Source organism: Janthinobacterium sp. P210006 (assembly GCF_036231885.1).
GTDB lineage: Bacteria > Pseudomonadota > Gammaproteobacteria > Burkholderiales > Burkholderiaceae_D > Janthinobacterium > Janthinobacterium violaceinigrum.
Genome location: NZ_JAZARD010000001.1, coordinates 1,389,550 through 1,409,387, shown reverse-complemented (window position 1 = coordinate 1,409,387; position 19,838 = coordinate 1,389,550). Strand labels below are relative to the sequence as shown.

Sequence of the window (19,838 nt, the reverse complement as noted above, 5' to 3'; positions counted from 1 at the left end):
GTATTGCGTGCGGCCGAATCCTCTACAATACGGTTATAAGGGTTTATCATTGTTTGACTGATCCATTTTTTTCACTTTCCGAGACTCTTATCCCGCTATGCGTCGTCCTTCCAAAGATTCATCCCATAAACTGACTGCCGACAGCCAGCGCCTGGTCACCTTTGCCCAGGCGATCGTACAGGCAGCCAGCCGTCTCGAAGAGCGGTCTTGGGAACACAGCCTGGATACGCAGCTCCAGAAATTACTCAAAACCGGCCACCAGGACACCATCGACAACACCCTGGGCAGCCTGTTCAAGGAAGACTTGAACGCCTACGACGTGCTGATGGACTGCGTTGAAGCCGTCAGCGAATCGACCGTCATGGTGCACGACGACGTGCGCTACGACGCCCTGCTGGTGGCCGTGCCCATCCTCGCGTGGACGCGCTTTTCCATCGCCTCCGGCCCCATGGCCGGCGACGCGCACGGCGTACTGTCCGCGCACTTTGCCGCCCATTTGCTGGCCGATGGCACGAAGATGGCCATGGCGCCGACCCTGTACTCGATCGACCAGTTGCCGCGCAGCCATGTCGAAACCTATGCCAAGACACAGAAGCTGGCACAGGCCGCGCTGAAGGGCACGGCCGTCAAGCCGTCAAGCAAGGAAGCGGAAACGGCGCCTTTCCTGGCCGACACGCGCTACCTGCTGGTGGCCGTGGTGGCGCCCGCCGGCGCACCGCTGTTCCGCTGGCAAACGCCGGCCAGCCAGCTCGACTTCATCGCCGAGCGCAGCGCTGCCCTGGAACAATGGCGCACGCAGGCGACGCCGACGATTGCCCGCCTGCTGCCCGGCTGCGGCCTGGAATTGCTGCTGCCGGAAGCGTACTACGTGGCCTGCCGCGAGGCGGACAAGCTGATACGCCCCGTCTCCGTGCGCGCCGCCGTGCATTACCTGACGCACACACTGGCCATCGAGCCGTCGGAACTGCGCGCCGTCATCGCCGGCTTCGGCGAGGAAGCGGCCGACGGCCAGGTGGACGAGTACCGCATCGCCTTCACCCTGCGCCAGGCGCCGGACGTCATCTACGGCATCGTCTGGCCTTTGTACGGCCAGGAAGACGAGGATGGCACGCCGATCGAAGGCTTGATCCAGGTGGGCATCGCCGCGCTGGACAAACAAAAGACGCCCGTCGATGAAATCATCGAGCACCTGAACGCCGCCGGCGTGACGCAGATCAAGCGCCACGCGGAACGTTTTGTCGGTGAATACTGCGACGATTGCGGCGCGCCCCTGTTTGCCGACCCCGTGGGCGAGCTGGCGCATGCGGAAATGCCCGAGGATACGCCACAGGGTACCGAGCATTTCCATTGATCTGATGACACGCTCTTCAAACCTACTGCGCAGCCCGCTCTCGGGTCGGCGTTACTCGCGGTACTCTAGTACCGCTGCGTTACTCAACCCGATATCGGGCTTGCTCGCTACGGTTTGAAGAGGTGTCGATACGTTGACGACAAGACGTTCAAAGACAAAAAAGGCGGAACCCCAGTTCCGCCTTTTTCATTTCAACAAGCTTTTTGACGCCTCGTCACCACTGTGAAAACGGGTGGCGGATCAGATTCGCGTTGTAGTAGCGCGCATCGCCCGACACTTCCGCGCCGATCCAGTCGGGCTTCTCGAACGGCTGGTCTTCCGAGGCCAGTTCGATCTCGGCCACCACCAGGCCGGCATTGGCGCCCAGGAACTCGTCGACTTCCCACACCATGCCCGCATATTCGATGCGGTGGCGGTATTTTTCGATCAGCGGCTGTTCGCACAGGCCGTCGAGCAGTTCGGCCGCATCGGCCAGCGGGATCGGATACTCCCACTCGCCCCGCGTCGCGCCCACGTTCGCGCCCTTGATGGTCAGCATCGCCTGCTCGCCTTCGATGCGCACGCGCACCACGCGCTCGCGCGCCGACGACAGATAGCCCTGGCGCAGCAGCACCGCCTGCCCCAGGCCGCGCCAGGCGTCGCCGGCCAGCAGGAATTTACGCTCGATCTCGATACCCATGAACAACGCCGATCAGTCCAGCGACAGCAGGATAGGCTGCAGCATGGCCGCGCCCAGGGCCGCGCTGCGCGCGCCGTTCCAGCCGACGGCCGGATCCGGCAAGTCCGCGTTTTCCTTGAACGGCATTTCCAGGGTCAGCGCCAGGCAGCCGAAGTGGTGGCCGATGTATTTCGACGCCAGGGTCAGCATGTCGGACTTGTACTTGCTGGCCGCGTAGCCGAACTTGTCCTGGAAGTCGGGGCTGGCCTGCTTGTAGCGCTCGATGAAGGCCTTCTGGTGCGCCGCTTGCTCTGGCGTGAAGTTTTCCAGCATTTCATTACCGGCCACAAAGTTGTACGGCAGCGCTTCATCGCCGTGGATGTCGAAGAACATGTCGACGCCCGTTTCGTGGATCTTGTTTTTCACGCACAGCACTTCCGGGCTGTTTTCCAGTGTAGGCGTCATCCATTCGCGGTTCAGGTTGGCGCCGGCCGCATTCGTGCGCAGGTTGCCGCGGATGGAGCCGTCCGGATTCATGTTCGGCACGATGTGGAACACGGCGCGCTGCAAGAGCTTGCGCGCAATCGGGTTGGCGTCGTCGAGCAGCGAATCGATCAGGCCTTCGACGAACCATTCGGCCATCGATTCGCCCGGATGCTGGCGCGCGATGACCCAGATCTTCTTTTCCGCCTGCGGGTTGCCGATGGTGACCATGTTCATGTCGCGGCCGTCGACCGTGCTGCCCAGGTCGGACACGCGCGCCAGCGGATGCTCGGCCACTTCACCGAGCAGGCGCAAGTGGCGTTCCCACGAATACGGCTCGAAATAGGCGTAGTACACGCTGTCGAGTTCCGGCGTATGCGAAATCGTCATGACCTGGCCGTCGAACGAGGTCGGCACGCGGAACCAGTTTTCGCTGTCGTAGCTGGCCACGGCCTGGTAGTCTTCATAGCCGGCCGGATAGGTGGCCTGGCCCGCGTTCAGGAAACGCATCGTGCACGCCTGGCCGCGCGCGCCCTGCAGGCGGAAGTGGAACCACTGGTGGATGTCGGCGTGGCTATCCTTGCGCAAGTTCAGGTCGATGGCGCCGGCACTGGTGGCGCTCACCACGTCGATGGCACCCGAGTCGAAGTTCTGGCTGATTTTAATGGTCATGTAATGATCCCGTCCAATGTAAGTGTTCCGGCGTTGCCTCGTGGGCTGCCGCCGTTGCGCTAAAAAACGCAGTGTAAGCTATCCCGCTATTTTCCGCCCTTTGGCCCCGTTCGCAAAGCCTGGCCGGGCAATTTATGCACCAATCCGGGGCATCGATGGAAAAGCGCCGGGCAAAAACACGAAAAATCGGCCAGCTGTCGCATCGACCGGACAAAAAACTGAATTGTAACAATGCCAGACACATTGGCGGCCCATCGCCGCCCTATAATTCTTGCTTTCATAGAGTCGCCAGGAAAGAGTCGTGGACAAGAAGTTAACTAACATACAGGAAAGAAAGTTACGCGAAGCTCAGGCGCGGCGCGAGCACATCATCGACGTCGTCAAAGACCTCATCAAGAAGGGTGGCGCGCGCGCCGTCTCCATCCGCAAGGTGGCCGAAGCGGCCGGATTTTCCACCACCGTCGTGTACGCCCTGTTCCGCGACAAGGCCACCCTGATCGCCCAGGCCATGGACAAGGACTTGCTGGAACTGGTGCGCGCCATGCGCGCTGCCTGCGCCACCAGCGACGATCCGTGGCAGCGCATCGCCCTGGTCGGCCGCGCCTACATCGAGTACGGCTTCCAGCATCCCGACGAATATTCGCTAATCTTCATGGAACTGCGCCCCCATGCGGAAATCGACGCGGCCCTGGTGGAACACGGCAATATCGAGCAAGACCCGTACGCGTATGCCTTGCACCTGTTCAAGGAACTGGCGCAGGCAGGCCAGGTGCGCCAGGACGAGCCGACGCTGCACACGATGACGCAGATCTTCTGGCAATCGCTGCACGGCCTCGTGTCGCTGCGCATCGTCATGGATGCGGACGACCCGTGGACGCCGCACCCGGAAATGAACGCACATATCGACGACCTGCTGGCCGTCGTCACGGCAGGCATCCGCCTGCGCTTTGCACCGGCTTCCTGACGTTTGATCCGGCGCAAACCGTCCCGACAGAAAAGGCGGACAGTGGAGTGAAGCCGCCTGCGCTGGTGCAGCGCGGCTGGCGCGAAGGAGCGTGAGATGAACGAAGCCTATGCCACGGACCGGCTTGACAAACAGCAAAGCGCGCACAATGCTGTCCGTATGGAAGCGCGGCTGACAAAACTGGAAACGGACCGGGAACACGACCGGCAATGGTTCAAGACCCTGGAACAGCGCCTGCGCGACGGTCTCGACAATGTACGCACGGAGCTGCGCGACGAATCGCAGCTGCTGCGCGCCGACCTGACGCAGTTTCGCGGCGACCTGCGCGGCGACTGCCACGCCCTGCGCACGGAACTGGGCGACATCCGCAAGCACATGCACACCCACTTCCTGTGGTTCATGGGCATCCAGGCCACCACCACGTTTGCCCTGCTGGGCCTGGGCGCCAAGGCGCTGCATATGTACTAAGCAATAAAAAAGGCAGGCGCGGTGCTGCACCGCCCTGCCCGTCCTGCCTCTCTTTGCGCTGACGCGCGCTTACTGTGCTGCCAGCATGCTCTGCGTTTCCTGGTAGCGCGTGTGCCACGACAGCGCCTCTTGCAGGATATGCGGCGTGTGGCCGCCGCGCTGGCATGCCGCATCGTAATAGGCACGCAGCTGTGCCCGGTAGTCGGGATGCGTGCAACGCTCGATGATCAGCGGCGCCCGTTCGCGCGGCGCCAGGCCGCGCAAGTCCGCATAGCCCCACTCCGTCACCAGCACGTCGACGTCATGCTCCGTATGGTCCACATGCGAGACCATCGGCACGACGCTGGAAATGCGCCCGCCCTTGGCCGCCGATTTCGACACGAACATCGACACTTGCCCATTGCGCGCAAAGTCGCCCGAGCCGCCGATGCCGTTCATCATGTGCGTACCGCACACGTGCGTGGAATTGACGTTGCCGTAGATGTCGAACTCGAGCGCCGTGTTCAGCGCGATAATGCCCAGGCGGCGCACGATCTCGGGATGGTTGCTGATCTCTTGCGGGCGCAGCACGATCTTCGAACGGTAATGGTCGATATTGTCTATCAGCTTCTGGTGCACGGCGGCCGACAGGGTGATCGACGAAGCCGACGCGAACGCCAGCTGGCCCGAATCGAGCAGCTCGATGGCACTGTCCTGCAGCACTTCCGAATACATGGTCATGTTGCTGAAAGGCGAGCCGATCAGGCCATGCAGCACGGCGTTGGCGATGGTGCCGATGCCTGCCTGCAGCGGCAGCAATTCCGGCCCCATGCGCCCGGCCGCCACTTCGCCCTGCAAAAAGGCGATCACGTGGCCGGCAATCGCCTGCGTTTCCGCGTCGGGCGGCAAGGCGTTCGACGGGCTGTCGGGGCTATCCGTGATGACGATGGCGGCGATGCGGGCCGGGTCGATGGCGATGGCCGTGCTGCCCAGGCGCTGGTCGACGCGCGTGAGGGGGATCGGCTCGCGTCCCGGCAGGGTTTGCGGGATATAAATATCGTGCAAGCCTTCCAGCGCCAGCGGCGTGGACAGGTTGATTTCGATGATCACTTGCGTGGCTTGCTGGGCGAACGCGGCAGAATTACCCACCGACATGGTCGGGATGATGGCGCCCGCGGCCGTGACGGCCGTCGCTTCGATGACGGCGATATCGACGGCGGCCAGGTTGCCCGAGCGCAGCTGCTCGGCCGTTTCCGACAGATGCTGGTCGATGAACATGACTTCGCCGTCGTTGATCTTGCCGCGCAAGACGGGGTCGACCTGGAACGGCATGCGGCGCGCCAGCACGCCCGCCTCGGCCATCAGGCCGTCGCTGCCATTGCCCAGCGAAGCGCCCGTGATCAGGGTCAGGCTCAACGGATCTTGCAGGGCGCGCTCGGCCAGCGCGCGCGGCAGGGCCTTGGCGTCGCCGGCACGGGTGAAGCCGCTCATGCCGACACGCATACCGTTGTGGAATAATTTGGCTGCCTCATCGGCGCTCATGATTTTGCTGAGCAAGCCTGGGTGGCGGATACGGTCCTCGTACATCGTGATGCTCCTGATCTTCTTAATATTCTCAAACTGGATGGCAGTCATACACCAGCTCCATAAGGGGATTCAGTATAAAATCCTGCCTACATGCATGGCATGAATTAATTTCGCCACATCCAGTCGATATTTTCATGCCCTGCCACTCCCGAGCACCCTCTTGGATATCCGTTCCCTGCGCTATTTCGTGGAAACCGTGCGCCTGTCGAGCTTTACGCAGGCGGCCGAATCGCTGCACCTGACCCAGTCCACCATCAGCAAGATGGTGCGCCAGTTGGAAGACGAGGTGGGCGCGCAGCTGCTCGTGCGCGACGGGCGCAAGCTGACCCTGACGGACACGGGCCGCATCGTCTACCAGCATGGCCAGGAAATGCTGGCCAATATGCGTCAGCTGACCCTGGAAGTGCGCGACACCCAGGCCTTGCAGCGCGGCAGCCTGACGGTCGGCATCCCGCCCATGATCAATGTGCTGTTTACGCCCGTATTGAAAGCGTTCCGCGCGCGCCACCCGAACATCAGCCTGACCCTGCAGGAAGACACGGGCCAGCAGATCGAGCGCAAGGTGGCGGCCGGCGAACTGGAAATCGGCATGACGGTGCTGCCGGCCGATCCGGAGCTCGACCTCGTGGCCGTGGAAGTGGCCAGCTACCCGATCTGGGCCCTGGCCGAACCGGGCACGTTCCAAAAAGAACGCACGACACTCCCGTTCAAGGCGCTGGCCGACTTGCCGCTGGTGCTGCTGAAAGATGATTTCGCGCTCACGCGCAGCCTGCGCCAGCATTTCGCGCAAGCGGGCTTCACGCCGATGATCGCGGCGCAGAGCGGCCAGTGGGACTGGCTGGTGGCGATGGCGTCGGCGGGCTTGGGCGTGGCCCTGCTGCCAGAGCCTTTCATCCGGCGCCTGGCCGGCGAACCGCTGGATGCGGTGCGCATCGTCGAGCCGGAAGTGGCGTGGCAGGTGGCGCACATCTGGAGCGGGCGCTATCTGTCGCACGCGGCGCGCGCCTGGCTCGAAGTCTGCCAGGACGTGCTGGGCACGCAGTTCGCCCACTGACCCAAAAAAAAGGGTGGCCGCAGCCACCCTTTTTATTTACCGCACGGCACCGCGCTTATTTGGCGGCATCGTCCTTGTACATGCTGGCGTACTTCCAGCCGAAGTACAGAATGAAGGTGTAGCACAGGGCCGGCACGAGGAAGGACAGTTGCAGGTTGATGTGGTCGGCCAGGAAGCCCTGGATGAACGGCACGATGGCGCCGCCGACGATGGCCATGCACAGGATGCCGGAACCTTGCCCCGTTTGCGCGCCCAGCTTGTTCAGGGCCATGCTGAAGATGGTCGGGAACATGACGGAGTTGAACAGGCCCACGGCGATCAATGCCCACATGGCCGTGTGACCGCTGGAGAAGACGGCAACGAGGATCAGCGCGATGACGACGGCAGCGTTGAAGGCCAGGGTCCTGCCCGGGCTGACGTAACGCATCACGGCAAAGCCGACGAAGCGGCCCAGCATGGCGCCACCCCAGTAGTAGCTGACGAAATAGGCGGCGTCGGCGTGGCTGAGGCCCGCGATATGGCTCTCGCCCAGGAAGTTGATCAGGAAGCTGCCGATGCTCACTTCACCGCCCACATACAGGAAGATGGCCAGCGCGCCCAGCACCAGGTGGCGGTGCGACCAGATCGAGACCTTGTTGCCGTCCTGCGCCAGCGCAGCCGCATCGTCCGCATGCGAAATCTTCGGCAATTTTGCCAGCGCAAACAGCACGGCCAGGATCACCAGGGTCGCGGCCAGCACCAGGTAGGGGCCTTGCACGGAAGCGGCTTCCTTGGCGCGGTAGGCCAGTTGCTCGGCCGCCGGCAGCAGGTCGAACTGCTGTACCGTCAGCACGGTGCCCGACAGGATCAGCATGCCGCCCAGCGCAGGCGCCACGGTGGTGCCCAGCGCATTGAACGCTTGCGTCAGGGTCAATCGGCTCGACGCCGTCTGCGGGTCGCCCAGTTCCGTCACATACGGATTGGCCGCCACCTGCAGCACGGTGATGCCGGCCGCCAGGATGAAGAAGGACAAGAGGAACAGCGCATAGCTGCCCGTGGACGCGGGATAGAACATGGCGCAGCCGGCGGCCGCGATCAGCAGGCCCGCGACGACGCCGCGCTGGTAGCCGATTTTCTTGATCAGCATGCCGGCCGGCAGCGAGACGATGGCGTAGGCGCCAAAGAAGCAGAACTGCACCAGCATCGCCTGGACATAGGTCAGGGTGTAGATCGAGCGCAGATGGGGAATCAGCACATCATTGAGCGAGGTCAGCAACCCCCACATGAAAAACAGTACCGTGACAATGATCAGGGCGCCTGTATTGTTTTGCGTGCCGGCCCGTGCGGACGGTACGCCCTGGCCTTGCTTTACGTATTCCATACCTTCTCCATTTTTCAATTCCAAGTTGATCTTGCCAGGCACGGAAGCGATTCCACCCGGGCAGCACCAGGCGCGCAAGACGCACGCAGATATCAGCGTGGACCATGACTGCCATCAACGATACGGGGCAGGCATGGCACATTTTGCGCGCGGCAGGCACACGGCCGACCGTTTCTCGTCAGAACGATGTCTTGCGGGCGCGGCACGTCTGCGGGCTGCGTCTGAAAACAACATCCAGGATAAAACAGTCTTGTAGTAAAACTACGATACTGCGCCGGCATTATGCCTTAAAGCCCCGTATTGCGCAGCTTTCCCGCCTGTTATTTCAAAATTGAATAGCTGACATTTGAAATCAAAAGTAGCCTTATAACTTGGAATCGCTATACTTATATTGCAGTGCAGCACAACGCGGCACACCACACAAGGAGTCTTCCATGTCTACCGCATTTAGCTATCACACCACGCAAAACAACAACATCGTCGCCACCCTGGTCCACGCCGCCAAGCGCGTCGGTGCCTGGCTGAACCAAAGCAGCGACCGCCGCGAACGCGCCTATGAAGAAGCGTACCTGGCCGAATCGACCGACCGCTACGACCTGGAATACCGCATGCGCGAACTGGCCCGCGCCAACCCGCAGCCAAGCTGGATGAGCGGCCTGAGCCGTTAATAGCACCACAAGCACCGCAGTACCCAGCCACGCATTGCAGCCCATCATAGGCTGTTGCAGCATCGATAGCGCCATCCTGCTCGCCTTGCGCTTGAGCACAGGATGGGCTATACAGGCGGAATGAAAACACCCATTACCATCCTCGCCATCGCCGGCAGCCTGCGCGCCGCCTCGCTGAACACGGCCCTGCTGCATGCCATTGCCGGACTTGCCCCGGCGCCATTCGATATCCGCATCTATCAGGGACTCGGTGACTTACCGCTATTCAATCCCGACCTCGACGCCGACAGCCTGCCGGCCGTGACGGGCCTGCGCGACGCCATCCTGGCAGCCGACGTGCTGATGCTGGCCAGTCCCGAATACGCGCATGGCGTGAGCGGCCCCATGAAGAACGCGCTGGACTGGATGGTGGGAAATGAGTCATTCATCGACAAGCCGCTGGTGCTGCTGAACGCTTCGCCGCGCGCCACGCATGCGCAGGCGGCCCTGCGCGAAACGGTGCGCACCATGTCGGCGCGCCTGATCGACGAGGCCTGCATCAGCCTGCCTTTACTGGGGTCGGGACTCGATGCGGACGGTATCGCCGCGGACCCGGCATTGCGCCGGGCCATCCTCGCCATGTTGCAGTGCATCAGGTCATTTTCATGACCCTTTGCACGTTTCACTAGCATTTCATCTAGTTTTACTACGTACTTCTACGCACGAACCTCAGTGCGGGATCATGCCCGTCAACACGTACGCCTGCAGCATGGTGATGATGCCGATGATGACGGCAAACAACAGGCTGTGCTTCAGGGTGAAGCGGAACAGGTCCGATTCCTTGCCCACCAGGCCAGTCGCCGCACAGGCGACGGCGATCGACTGGGGCGAGATCATCTTCGCCGTCACGCCGCCCGTCGTATTGGCCGCCACCAGCAGGGTGTCGGACACGCCGATCTGGTGCGCCGTCGTGTTTTGCAGGGAGCAGAACAAGGCGTTCGAGGACGTGTCGGAGCCCGTCAGGAAAACGCCCAGCCAGCCCAGGAACGGTGAAAAGAACGGGAAGGCAGCGCCGCTGCCGGCCAGCAGCAGGGCCAGGGTGGACGACATGCCCGAGTAATTGGCAACGAAGGCAAACGCCAGCACCAGGCCGATCGACAGCACGGGACGGCGCAATTCCACCAGGGTTTCCACGAACGCCTTCCAGCCGTCGCGCGGCTGCATGCGCAGCATCAGCATCGACAACACAGCCGTCAGCAGGATCGCCGTGCCCACGGCCGACAGCAAGTCCAATTTGAACACGGCCTCGTACGCCTTCGGCGCCGCCACGATGGGCACAGTCTTGATCACCAGCTGGTCCAGGTAGGGCACGTGGATCTTGATGACGAGGCCGGACAAGGCGCCGCCGGCTGCAAACAGGGCCTTGAAGCCGGGCAAGCTCCACACGGTGACGATGGCCGTCAGCAAGCCGAACGGCGCCCAGGCGCGCATGGTCTGCGCCATCGTGTACGGCGAGGCGGCGCGGTTGCCGCCGCCGCGCACGCCCGCCTGGCCGCCGCCAAAGCCGGACAATGCGGCCGTGCCGCCGCCGACGGCGTGGGCCACTTTCGCCTTCTTCGGCTGCCACACTTTCAGGAACAAGGTCAGCGACACGAGGCTGACGAGGGCCGACGTGATGTCCGGCAGTTCAGGACCGATATGGTTGGAAGTGAAGTACTGGGTCACGGCAAAGCTGAAGCCCGTCACCAGCGCGGCCGGCCACACTTCGCGCACGCCGCGCACGCCATCCATCATGAAGACCAGCCAGAACGGCACCAGCAGCGACAGCAGCGGCAGCTGGCGGCCCGCCATGGCGCCGATCAGGAAAGGGTCGATGCCCGTCACCTGTCCCGCCACGATGATGGGGATGCCCATGGCGCCAAACGCCACGGGCGCCGTATTGGCGATCAGGCACAGGCCCGCCGCATACAGCGGATTGAAGCCCAGGCCCACCAGCAAGGCCGAGGTGATGGCCACGGGCGCGCCGAAGCCGGCCGCCCCTTCCAGGAAGGCGCCGAAGGCAAAGCCGATCAGCAGCACCTGCAGGCGCTGGTCGTCCGTGACCGACAGCACGGAAGCGCGGATGATGTCGATCTGCCCCGTTTTCACGACGATCTTGTACAGGAAGACGGCCGTGACGATGATCCAGGCGATGGGCCACAAACCATAGGCAAAACCATAGCCGGCCGCCGCCAGCGCCTGCGGCACGGGCATGCCGTACGCAAAAATCGCCACGGCCAGCGCCAGCGCCAGGGTGACGGCGGCCGCCACGTGGCCCTTGATGCGCAATGCCGCCAGGGCGATGAAGAAGAAAATGATGGGTATGGCTGCCGCCAGCGACGACAGCCACAAGCTGCCGAGCGGTGTGTAAAGTTGGGTCCAGGTGTGCATGTCGGGTCTCCTCCGGTGGATGCGGGTTGAGTGAAAAAACGGCTTTTGATGTAATTGTGTGTAGCGTGTTTTTTGCGAAGTGGAGGGGCCTGGCTATTCCGCTTGCCCCCGTGCATCGAGCAGGTCGGCCAAGCTGCGCGGCGCCGGCGTCAACGGCTTGCGGTGCTGCGTCCAACCCAGCTGCTTGCCCGGCGTGAGCGCGCGCAGCCGCGTGGCGGCCCAGCGGAACAGGCGATAACTGATTGGGCGCGCAAAGGCGCCGCTCCAGAAGCGCCAGACCAGGCTTTCGCCGCGGCTGAATTTGGCCCCCTGGCCGCGCAGCGGATGGGCCACCTGCTCTGCCGGATTGCGGTTCGCTTCCGTGCGCAGGCGCACCAGCAGCTGCGGGATCGGGATGCGCACGGGGCACACCTCGCCGCAGGCGCCGCACAGGCTCGACGCCGTCGCCAGGTCGGCCGTCGCATCGAGTCCCAGAAGATGGGGCGAGATGATCTTGCCGATCGGCCCCGGATACGTGGTGCCGTAGGCGTGGCCGCCGATGCGCGTGTAGACGGGGCAGTGGTTCATGCAGGCGCCGCAGCGTATGCATTGCAGGGTGGCGCGCAGCTGTTCGTCCGCGTAGGCCTGGCTGCGGCCGTTATCGAGCAGCACCAGGTGCACTTCGCGCGGCCCGTCCTTTTCACCGGCGCGGCGCGGGCCGGAAATCAGGTTGAAATACGTGGTGATGGCCTGCCCCGTCGCCGAACGCGTGAGCAAACTGGCCAGCGGGACGATATGTTCGAGCTTGGCCACCACTTTTTCCATGCCCATGATGGCGATATGGATCTCCGGCACGGACGTCGTCAGCCGGCCATTGCCCTCGTTTTCCACCAGCCACAGGGTGCCCGTGTCGGCCGCCGCGAAGTTCACACCCGACAGGCCGATGTCCGCCTCGACGAAAGCCTGGCGCAGGGCGCGCCGGCCCGTCTGGATCAGGCTGTCGACGTCTTCCGTGTACGGCGCATCGGGAATATGCTCGGCAAACAGGCCGGCGATGTCGGCCTTGGTCTTGTGTATGGCCGGCATGACGATGTGCGACGGCTTTTCGCCGGCCAGCTGCACGATGTATTCGCCCATGTCCGATTCCAGGCAGGTCATGCCGCGCGCTTCCAGGTAGTGATTGAGCTCGATTTCCTCGCTGGCCATCGACTTGCCCTTGATGAAGCGCGAAGCCCCATTGCGCTGCGCGATGGCATGAATGATGGCGTTGGCCTGCTCGCCATCCTCGGCCCAGTGCACCTGCACGCCGGCCGCCGTCAGCTTGTCTTCCAGCTGCACCAGCAGATCGGGCAGGCGCGCCAGCGCATGCTGGCGCACGGCTTCGCCGAGGTCGCGCAGGCGTTCCAGCTCGTCGCCGTCCGGGAACTGGGCGCTGCGCTTGTCCTGCAAAAAATCCATGGCGCCGCGAAAGCTCTGGCGCAGCTTCGGGTCGTCCAGCGCGGCGCGCGCGCGCGCGTGGAAGTCCGCCGGCTTGACGAACTGCATGGGCTTGGCGCTCATGGCTGGCCTCCTTCCTGGGCTGACAAGTCATCGACGATCAGCACCCACAGCCAGCGGGGGCCGTGCGCGCCATACGCGAGGGTTTGCTGGATATCGGACGTTTTCGAGGGACCCGATACCAGCACCAGGTTGGACGGCATGCCGTCCGCCCAGCGCTCGGCGCACGCCGCCGCATGCAAGTCCACGTGCAGGGTGCTCGCATACGCGAGGCAGATATGCAGGGGCGGCGCCAACGACACCGTGCGCGGCGCGGCCGCGTCGGGCGCGATGACGAGGGTGCCGCTGGCGGCGACGCCGGAACGGGCCACCGTGAAACCTGCATCGACGGTGTCGAACAATTCGCCCTTCCACTGGGCCAGCGGCCGCTCGAAAGACAGCGCCTCGACGCCAGCGGGCAAGGCGGCCCGCAAGGCCTGCCCTTCGGCGCTGCCTGTATCGAGCAGCAGGCGGCGCACGCCATGCGCGCCGAGGCGCTGCGCCAGCAGCGCGGGCCAGCCGTCCGTGCTGACACAATCGACCTGCGCATGCGCGGCGCGCAAGGCTGCCTGCATGGCGGCCATCCTGTCCCGCGCCGGCAGCGGCGCGGCGGTGCGGCGCGCCTGATAGTGGCTGTCGATGGCGGCATCGATGGCCTCCACCGCCCCGGGCGCGGAGGGCTTTGCTGAGCGCAGGCGTCCCAGCATGCGTTCGCGGGCTGTCAGGGCGGCGCTCATGCTTCGCCTCCCGTGCGGCGCCACAAGAAGCTGGCCAGGTGTTCGACGGGCAGCGGCGCGCCCCGGTGCTGCGCGGCGTGGCCGATATTGAGCAGGCAGCCGCAGTCGGCCGAGACGAGCCGGTCGCAGCCCGTGGCGCAGGCTGAGGCGATCTTGTCGCTGACCATGGCGCCGGAAATGTCCGGGTGTTTCAGCGAAAACGTGCCGCCGAAACCGCAGCATTCCGATTCGCGCTGGTGCTCGATGCGCGTCACGCCGGGCAAGGCGTCGAGCAGGGCCACGCCGTGGGTGCGCGTGCCCATCTCGCGGCGCGCGCCGCATGAAGTATGCAGTACCACGCTTTCATCGGTCTGCCCCGGGCCGGCCAGGGCCAGGCCCGCCAGGTCGAGCTGCAGCACGCAGACGAGAAATTCGCTCAGTTCATACACGCGCTCGGCCAGCTCCCGCGCCTGGGGACCGGCCACGGGGTCGTCCTGGAACAGCTGCGGCCAGTGGTGGCGCATCATGCCGGCACAGGAGCCGGACGGCACGATCACGGGCCAGGGCTGGGCGAACAGGTCCAACTGGGCGCGGGCCACGGCACGCGCCTGTTCCGGGTTGCCGCTGCTGTAGGCAGGCTGGCCGCAGCAGCTCTGGCCCCGCGGATAGTGGACCAGCAAGCCTTCCCGTTCCAGCAGGCGCACCGCGTCGAGTCCCGCCTGCGGCACGAACAGGTCGACCAGGCAGGTGGCGAACAGATACACCTGAAGCGGCGCGGGCGGATAGCGGCGTGGTATGTGGCGTGGCTGGCGCGGGTCTGGCTGCATGAGTGTGTCTCCCCGGCGCTCTGTGCGTTGCTGCGGCGCCGCTGTGTGTTGTTAAGAATGAGCGGTTCACGCATAATTCCAGCTTCCGCGAGCCGCTTCAAATTGCTCGGACCACTTTAAAACAACACCGGAAGACAGCAATGGCGACAGGCATGCAAACGCGGGGCAGGGTCGAAACGGTGATGCGCCGGCTGGAAACAGCCTTGCTGGACGGCAGCTTGCCGGCGGGCGCGCAGCTGCCGGCCGAGCGCCTGCTGGCGCAGCAATATGGGGTCTCGCGCAATACCGTGCGCGAAGCGGTGCAGCGGCTGGCGGCGCGGGGCCTCGTGCGCAGCCGGCGCGGCGCCGGCGTGTTCGTGACGGATCAGTTGCGTACAGGCATGGCCTCGCCATGGAGCCAGCTGGTGGCCGACCACCCTGCCCTGCGCGACGACATCCTGGAATTTCGCCGCGTGCTGGAAGGGGCGACAGCCTACTTTGCCGCGCAGCGGGCCAGCACGGGCGAGCGCGCGCTGATCATGGCACTGCTGGCCGAGCTGGAACAGGCGCGCGCGGACGACGACAAGCACGGCGAGGCGCAGGCCGATGCGCGGCTGCATGAAGTCATCGCGCAAGCGTCGCACAACACCATGTTCCTGCACCTGCACACCAGCATCATCGGCATGCTGCGCGAACACATCACCATCAATGGCACGGGTTTGCGGCAGCAGGACGACGCCACCTCGCTGCAGTTGCTGTCGCAGCACCGCACCCTGTGCGAGGCCATCTGCGCCAGCCAGCCCGAGGAAGCGCGCACGGCCATGCAAGGCCATATCGATTTCGTGCGCACGCGCGTCACCAGCGACGACGATTGAAGCGACTGGTAGGACCAGTTCCATGGCCACGACGGTGCAAAAAACTGCTACCATCGCGCGCCGTCACTTCTGCCAGCCTCACATGACCGTCCTTAGCCACACGCATCCGCTCGTGCTCCAGCTGGAAAACGACTTGCTGCCCCTGTTCCGCGCCGCGCTGCCGCCCCTTGCGCTTGCAGCGCCACAGGCGCTCGCCTCCGTCTTCGCCTTTTCCAGCGGTACGGCCAGCGCTTTCCACGATTATCACTTCGGCATTTCCTGCCTGCTCGAGGACGTGCCCGAGGATGCGCCGGAAGAAGTCGCCCTGCTGGTCAGCGTCACGGGGCTCGCCGCCAGCGCGCAGCTGAGCGCGCAAGTGGTCTGGGGCCAGCCCTCGGGCGCCGTGGAAGCGCAGGCCCAGTTGGCGGATGCCACCCTGCCTGCCCTGCACGCGGTCCTGCCCGGCTTGCTGTCCGCCTTGCGCCAGGCAGCCAGCCGCGGCGTGCCGCCAATTGTGACAACGGCATGAAAAAGTGCCGCTAAACAACAACTTACGATTTCTGCATCGCAACATTATTGACTTGCACTAGCCCTAGCCCCTATCCTTTCGGTTACGTTTGGTGAGAATGTGTGCATGTTCATGCGAACGTGCAGACGGCGTCGCCTTGCTTCCGCAAAAGTCCATTCCGCATTTTTATCGCAACCATCAGGGCAACGTGCCTGGACGGCCGCTGCCAGCAAATACGGAGCCGACTGCCATGCCATCGCACCACCATTTCCCCGCAGTATCCTTGCTGGGCTGCATCTTCCTGCTGCCCGCCCTGCCCGCGCAGGCCCAGACCACGGACTATCCTGCCGCCACCTTCAGCGCCAACGCCAGCCTCGCCTCGCAATACATTTCGCGCGGATTTCGCCAGACCTGGGGCAAGCCCGCGCTGCAGGCGGGCGCCGACTACGCGCATCCGAGCGGCTGGTCGCTGGGCACCTGGGCGTCCACCGTCAGCGACCGCTACATCCAGGATGCCACCGTCGAATGGGATGTCTACGGCGGCTACGGCGGCACGGTGGGCGAGCTGGGCTACAGCGTTCTGGCCTACTATTACAAGTACCCGGGCGCCGTCTACCGCGCCACGGGCGTCAAGTACGACTATGGCGAACTGTCGCTGGGCCTCAGCTACAAGATGCTGTACGCCAAGTACAACCATACCGTCACGCGCGACTTTTTCGGCATCAGCAATGCGCGCGGCACGGGCTACCTGGATGTGGGCGCAAATGTCGACCTGGGCAACGCCTGGACCTTGAACCTGCACGCCGGCAATGGCCGGGTGGCGGGCAACGGCAATGCCATCTGGGACTGGCGCGATGCCAAGGTGGGCGTCACGCGGGCCTTCGACGGCGGCTGGAGCCTGAGCGGCGCCGTCACGCGCGCCTGGGGCGCCACCGACGCCTACGACCATTACACGCTGGGCATCCCGAATGCGGCCGGCCAGTTCGACACCTCGAACCCTGCCGCGGCCACCTTCGTGCTGGCCGTCAGCAAGACTTTCTAGGCGCGCTACCCGCGACGCCCATGACACCGATATCCCTCCCCATCAAGGAACAGCATCATGCAACTATCACTGAACAGTAAAATCTGCGTCGCCGCCACCGCGCTCGCCGTCCTCAGCCTGGGCGTCACGGCGGCCGTGATCGGCTACAAGAGCAGCGCCAGTGCCGAAGCGGCCGCGCTGGACCTGGCACGCACCTCGGCGCGCGAAGTGGCGGGCGCCCTGCAGGCGCGCATCGCCAGCAACCTGTCCAGCGTGTCCAGCCTGGCCGGCGCCATGCGCGGCACCAAAAGCGCGAACTTGCCCATGCAGCGCGAACAGATCAACGAACTGACCAAGGCTACCCTGACCAGCTCGGAAGACTTGCTGGGCTCGGCCGTGACGTGGGAACCGAACGCGCTCGACGGCAAGGATGCGGAATTCGCCAACCAGAAGCCGAACTACGACGCCACCGGCCGCTTCATGCCCTACTGGACGCGGGGCGCCGGCGGCAAGCTGCAAGTCGAACCCATCGTCTTCGATCCGAAGGCAGGCGCCAACGACTGGTATGACGTACCCAAGCGCACGGGCAAGACTTACTTTACGGAACCGTATATCTACCCCGTCGACGGCAAGAATGTGCTGATGGCCTCGCTGGTCGCGCCCATCATGATCGACGGCAGCTTCAAGGGCACGGCCAGCGCCGACTTCATGCTCACGCGCCTGACGAAAATCCTGGCCGACCTGAAAGTGATCGAGGGTGGCAAGCTGGCCCTGATCTCGAACGGCGGCCTGTACGCCAGCCACCCCGTGCCCGAGCGCCTGGGCAAGAAGGCGGACGACGTGCCGGCCGCCGGCCTGGAAAAGGTGCGCCAGGGCCAGCCGTATGAATACGAGGACGACAAGGGCTACATCCACTTGCTGCAGCCGCTGCAGATCCACCCCGATATCGCGCCGTGGAGCGTGGAACTGAACTTCCCGAAAAGCGTGGCCACCGCCTCGGCGCGCGACCTGATGACCTACACCCTGATCGTCGCCCTGCTGTGCGCGGCGGCCACGGCCGGCATCCTGATCCTTGTCGTCAATCAACTGACGCGTCCGCTGCGCACCCTGGGCCGCACCATGACGGACCTGTCCAGCGGCGACGCCGACCTGCGCGTCAAGCTGGAAGTCAAGGGTACCGACGAGCTGGCCGTGATCGGCAAGGGTTTCAACGACTTCGTGGAAAAAATCCACGCCGTGCTGCTGCAGGTGCAAGCCAGTGCCGACAACGTGGCGCGGGCCAGCGCGGAAATTGCACAAGGCAATAACGACCTGTCGGCCCGCACGGAACAGCAAGCCAGTTCGCTGGAAGAAACGGCTGCATCCGTGGAAGAACTGACGGGCACGGTGAAGGAAAACGCCGACCATGCGCGCCAGGCCAACCAGCTGGCCGCGTCCGCCTCGAGCGTGGCGCAGAAGAGCGGCGAAGTGGTCGGCAAGGTCATCGAGACCATGACCTCGATCAACGACTCGTCGAACAAGATCGTCGACATCATCAGCGTCATCGACGGCATCGCCTTCCAGACGAATATCCTGGCCCTGAACGCAGCCGTGGAAGCGGCGCGCGCGGGCGAACAGGGCCGCGGCTTCGCCGTCGTCGCCACGGAAGTGCGCAACCTGGCGCAGCGCTCGGCTGCCGCCGCCAAGGAAATCAAGCTGCTGATCGACGATTCCGTGGGCAAGGTAGCGGCCGGCAGCAAACTCGTCGATGAAGCGGGCGCCACCATGGAACAGGTGGTCGACAGCGTGCGCAAGGTCACCGCCATCATGGCCGACATCAGCGTCGCCACCACCGAACAAAGCGACGGTATCGCCCAGGTCAACCAGGCGCTGGCGCAGATGGATGGCGTGACGCAGCAGAATGCGGCCCTCGTCGAGGAAGCGGCGGCCGCCGCCGAAAGCCTGCAAGACCAGGCCAGCCACCTGGCAGACGTAGTCAGCGTATTCAAGCTGGGCGAGCAGGCGCGCCAGGCAGCGCCGGCAGCAGCCGTTGCAACGCCGCGCGCCGCGACGCCCAAGACACCCGTGCCAGCCAAGCGCCTGAGCGTCGCCAAGCCGCCAGCGGCACAGCACGCGCCTGCGAAGGCGCCGGCTGGCGACGACTGGGAAGAGTTTTAAGCCGGCCCTCTGTGGCCGTGGCCGGCGCCCTTGTCAGGCGCCGGCACGCGCTTCACCTGATCCATTCGCGAGATAATAACGTTCCTGACAAGCGCCGATATCAATACACGCCCCGCGCATCCTTATGCGGGGCACCCCGCCTGCTTTTTCCCTGCGCCATGCAATGATATTCATCCCCGTCCCGCCACATTCGGACGGGAGAATTACCATCCGCTCCGGCCGGACATTATCCGATGGCCATATTCAATATAAGCATTGCAGCCAATTACAGATTTCATAATAATGAAACAGGCATGCCCTTTATAATATCGCGCGCATACGGCACGGCTTCCAGCCTGTTGGTGATTTATAGGAATGACGCATGAAAAAGGGATGGGCTGTATTAATGGTATCGGGCACAGTGGCATTGACTGGCTGCGCTGGTATCGGCCTACGACGAGGCCTTTAGCGCTCCCGACCGCAGTGGCCCGTGCAGTTCATGGAAACCACGATGAAAAATACGGTACTTCCGTGCTGGATATGCACGATATAAAACAATAACGGAGCCGAGAAAATAGCCATTGCGCCAGCATTCCGTCAGTCCCGCTCTCCATTTCAACGCATTTCAG

General features: G+C 64.0%; 18 protein-coding genes. 10 read left to right on the top strand and 8 right to left on the bottom strand.

Translation table 11 applies throughout. From position 1 onward, the window contains the following. Positions 1-97 precede the first annotated feature (97 nt). Positions 98-1,351 carry a DUF2863 family protein gene (locus VPH41_RS06240; RefSeq protein ID WP_152281133.1) on the top strand — a complete coding sequence of 418 codons (1,254 nt, stop codon included), beginning with the start codon at positions 98-100 and terminating at the stop codon, positions 1,349-1,351. A gap of 214 nt (positions 1,352-1,565) precedes the next feature. Here the strand turns inward: VPH41_RS06240 and VPH41_RS06235 are convergent, their stop codons facing one another. Then, a complete protein-coding gene (locus VPH41_RS06235; RefSeq protein WP_328569318.1) occupies positions 1,566-2,030 on the bottom strand; it encodes a CYTH domain-containing protein in 465 nt (154 codons plus the stop codon). Positions 2,031-2,042: 12 nt separating this feature from the next. Further along, positions 2,043-3,164 carry a M14 family metallopeptidase gene (locus VPH41_RS06230; protein ID WP_152258530.1) on the bottom strand — a complete coding sequence of 374 codons (1,122 nt, stop codon included), beginning with the start codon at positions 3,162-3,164 and terminating at the stop codon, positions 2,043-2,045. Positions 3,165-3,465: 301 nt separating this feature from the next. Here VPH41_RS06230 and VPH41_RS06225 point away from each other — a divergent pair, with 301 nt between their 5' ends. Together VPH41_RS06225 and VPH41_RS06220 are read left to right on the top strand one after the other, a co-directional pair. Next, positions 3,466-4,128: a TetR/AcrR family transcriptional regulator gene (locus VPH41_RS06225; RefSeq protein WP_328569317.1), complete on the top strand. Its 663-nt coding sequence runs from the start codon at positions 3,466-3,468 to the stop codon at positions 4,126-4,128. 96 nt (positions 4,129-4,224) lie between these two features. Further along, positions 4,225-4,596: a hypothetical protein gene (locus VPH41_RS06220; protein WP_328569316.1), complete on the top strand. Its 372-nt coding sequence runs from the start codon at positions 4,225-4,227 to the stop codon at positions 4,594-4,596. 69 nt (positions 4,597-4,665) lie between these two features. Here the strand turns inward: VPH41_RS06220 and VPH41_RS06215 are convergent, their stop codons facing one another. Beyond that, on the bottom strand, positions 4,666-6,162 hold the full coding sequence (locus VPH41_RS06215; protein WP_328569315.1) for an acetyl-CoA hydrolase/transferase family protein: 1,497 nt from the start codon (positions 6,160-6,162) through the stop codon (positions 4,666-4,668). Positions 6,163-6,322: 160 nt separating this feature from the next. Between VPH41_RS06215 and VPH41_RS06210 the strand changes: the two genes are divergently transcribed. Beyond that, positions 6,323-7,216, top strand: coding sequence for a LysR substrate-binding domain-containing protein (locus tag VPH41_RS06210; RefSeq protein WP_328569314.1), 894 nt, complete (start codon positions 6,323-6,325; stop codon positions 7,214-7,216). Between the two features lie 55 nt (positions 7,217-7,271). Here VPH41_RS06210 and fucP read toward each other — a convergent pair whose 3' ends face one another. Continuing rightward, the gene (gene fucP, locus VPH41_RS06205; protein ID WP_328569313.1) at positions 7,272-8,576 is read right to left on the bottom strand and encodes an L-fucose:H+ symporter permease; all 1,305 of its coding nucleotides are present in this window, start codon (positions 8,574-8,576) and stop codon (positions 7,272-7,274) included. A gap of 434 nt (positions 8,577-9,010) precedes the next feature. On the opposite strand from fucP, the gene VPH41_RS06200 reads away from it, so the two are divergent. Together VPH41_RS06200 and VPH41_RS06195 are read left to right on the top strand one after the other, a co-directional pair. Next, the gene (locus VPH41_RS06200) at positions 9,011-9,244 is read left to right on the top strand and encodes a DUF3563 family protein (RefSeq protein WP_152258524.1); all 234 of its coding nucleotides are present in this window, start codon (positions 9,011-9,013) and stop codon (positions 9,242-9,244) included. A 120-nt stretch (positions 9,245-9,364) separates the two neighbouring features. After that, complete coding sequence (locus tag VPH41_RS06195) at positions 9,365-9,892, top strand: NADPH-dependent FMN reductase (protein ID WP_328569312.1); 528 nt, start codon at positions 9,365-9,367, stop codon at positions 9,890-9,892. Between the two features lie 60 nt (positions 9,893-9,952). On the opposite strand, the gene VPH41_RS06190 is transcribed toward VPH41_RS06195, so the two are convergent. The 4 genes from VPH41_RS06190 to VPH41_RS06175 all read right to left on the bottom strand — a co-directional run bounded on the left by VPH41_RS06190 (position 9,953) and on the right by VPH41_RS06175 (position 14,711). Beyond that, complete coding sequence (locus tag VPH41_RS06190; protein WP_328569311.1) at positions 9,953-11,653, bottom strand: lactate permease LctP family transporter; 1,701 nt, start codon at positions 11,651-11,653, stop codon at positions 9,953-9,955. Positions 11,654-11,746: 93 nt separating this feature from the next. Continuing rightward, positions 11,747-13,192 (bottom strand): LutB/LldF family L-lactate oxidation iron-sulfur protein, encoded by a 1,446-nt coding sequence (locus VPH41_RS06185; protein WP_328569310.1) that lies wholly within the window; start codon positions 13,190-13,192, stop codon positions 11,747-11,749. Continuing rightward, positions 13,189-13,905 (bottom strand): LutC/YkgG family protein, encoded by a 717-nt coding sequence (locus VPH41_RS06180; protein WP_328569309.1) that lies wholly within the window; start codon positions 13,903-13,905, stop codon positions 13,189-13,191. The genes VPH41_RS06185 and VPH41_RS06180 overlap by 4 nt, the downstream gene beginning before the upstream one ends. Further along, the gene (locus tag VPH41_RS06175; protein WP_328569308.1) at positions 13,902-14,711 is read right to left on the bottom strand and encodes a (Fe-S)-binding protein; all 810 of its coding nucleotides are present in this window, start codon (positions 14,709-14,711) and stop codon (positions 13,902-13,904) included. The genes VPH41_RS06180 and VPH41_RS06175 overlap by 4 nt, the downstream gene beginning before the upstream one ends. Before the next feature lie 140 nt (positions 14,712-14,851). On the opposite strand from VPH41_RS06175, the gene VPH41_RS06170 reads away from it, so the two are divergent. The 4 genes from VPH41_RS06170 to VPH41_RS06155 all read left to right on the top strand — a co-directional run bounded on the left by VPH41_RS06170 (position 14,852) and on the right by VPH41_RS06155 (position 19,230). Beyond that, complete coding sequence (locus VPH41_RS06170) at positions 14,852-15,565, top strand: FadR/GntR family transcriptional regulator (protein WP_328569307.1); 714 nt, start codon at positions 14,852-14,854, stop codon at positions 15,563-15,565. Between the two features lie 82 nt (positions 15,566-15,647). Then, the gene (locus VPH41_RS06165) at positions 15,648-16,073 is read left to right on the top strand and encodes a hypothetical protein (RefSeq protein WP_328569306.1); all 426 of its coding nucleotides are present in this window, start codon (positions 15,648-15,650) and stop codon (positions 16,071-16,073) included. 229 nt (positions 16,074-16,302) lie between these two features. Then, positions 16,303-17,094: a TorF family putative porin gene (locus VPH41_RS06160; protein ID WP_328569305.1), complete on the top strand. Its 792-nt coding sequence runs from the start codon at positions 16,303-16,305 to the stop codon at positions 17,092-17,094. 57 nt (positions 17,095-17,151) lie between these two features. Next, a complete protein-coding gene (locus VPH41_RS06155) occupies positions 17,152-19,230 on the top strand; it encodes a methyl-accepting chemotaxis protein (protein ID WP_152281146.1) in 2,079 nt (692 codons plus the stop codon). Positions 19,231-19,838: the final 608 nt, after the last annotated feature.

Coding starts and splice junctions, on each gene's coding strand:
- VPH41_RS06180 (WP_328569309.1), bottom strand. CDS start 13,905: ATGAGCGCCGCCCTGACAGCCCGCGAACGCATGCTGGGACGCCTGCGC.
- VPH41_RS06170 (WP_328569307.1), top strand. CDS start 14,852: ATGGCGACAGGCATGCAAACGCGGGGCAGGGTCGAAACGGTGATGCGC.
- VPH41_RS06165 (WP_328569306.1), top strand. CDS start 15,648: ATGACCGTCCTTAGCCACACGCATCCGCTCGTGCTCCAGCTGGAAAAC.
- VPH41_RS06230 (WP_152258530.1), bottom strand. CDS start 3,164: ATGACCATTAAAATCAGCCAGAACTTCGACTCGGGTGCCATCGACGTG.
- VPH41_RS06215 (WP_328569315.1), bottom strand. CDS start 6,162: ATGTACGAGGACCGTATCCGCCACCCAGGCTTGCTCAGCAAAATCATG.
- VPH41_RS06185 (WP_328569310.1), bottom strand. CDS start 13,192: ATGAGCGCCAAGCCCATGCAGTTCGTCAAGCCGGCGGACTTCCACGCG.
- VPH41_RS06240 (WP_152281133.1), top strand. CDS start 98: ATGCGTCGTCCTTCCAAAGATTCATCCCATAAACTGACTGCCGACAGC.
- VPH41_RS06235 (WP_328569318.1), bottom strand. CDS start 2,030: ATGGGTATCGAGATCGAGCGTAAATTCCTGCTGGCCGGCGACGCCTGG.
- VPH41_RS06220 (WP_328569316.1), top strand. CDS start 4,225: ATGAACGAAGCCTATGCCACGGACCGGCTTGACAAACAGCAAAGCGCG.
- VPH41_RS06190 (WP_328569311.1), bottom strand. CDS start 11,653: ATGCACACCTGGACCCAACTTTACACACCGCTCGGCAGCTTGTGGCTG.
- fucP (WP_328569313.1), bottom strand. CDS start 8,576: ATGGAATACGTAAAGCAAGGCCAGGGCGTACCGTCCGCACGGGCCGGC.
- VPH41_RS06200 (WP_152258524.1), top strand. CDS start 9,011: ATGTCTACCGCATTTAGCTATCACACCACGCAAAACAACAACATCGTC.
- VPH41_RS06195 (WP_328569312.1), top strand. CDS start 9,365: ATGAAAACACCCATTACCATCCTCGCCATCGCCGGCAGCCTGCGCGCC.
- VPH41_RS06155 (WP_152281146.1), top strand. CDS start 17,152: ATGCAACTATCACTGAACAGTAAAATCTGCGTCGCCGCCACCGCGCTC.
- VPH41_RS06160 (WP_328569305.1), top strand. CDS start 16,303: ATGCCATCGCACCACCATTTCCCCGCAGTATCCTTGCTGGGCTGCATC.
- VPH41_RS06175 (WP_328569308.1), bottom strand. CDS start 14,711: ATGCAGCCAGACCCGCGCCAGCCACGCCACATACCACGCCGCTATCCG.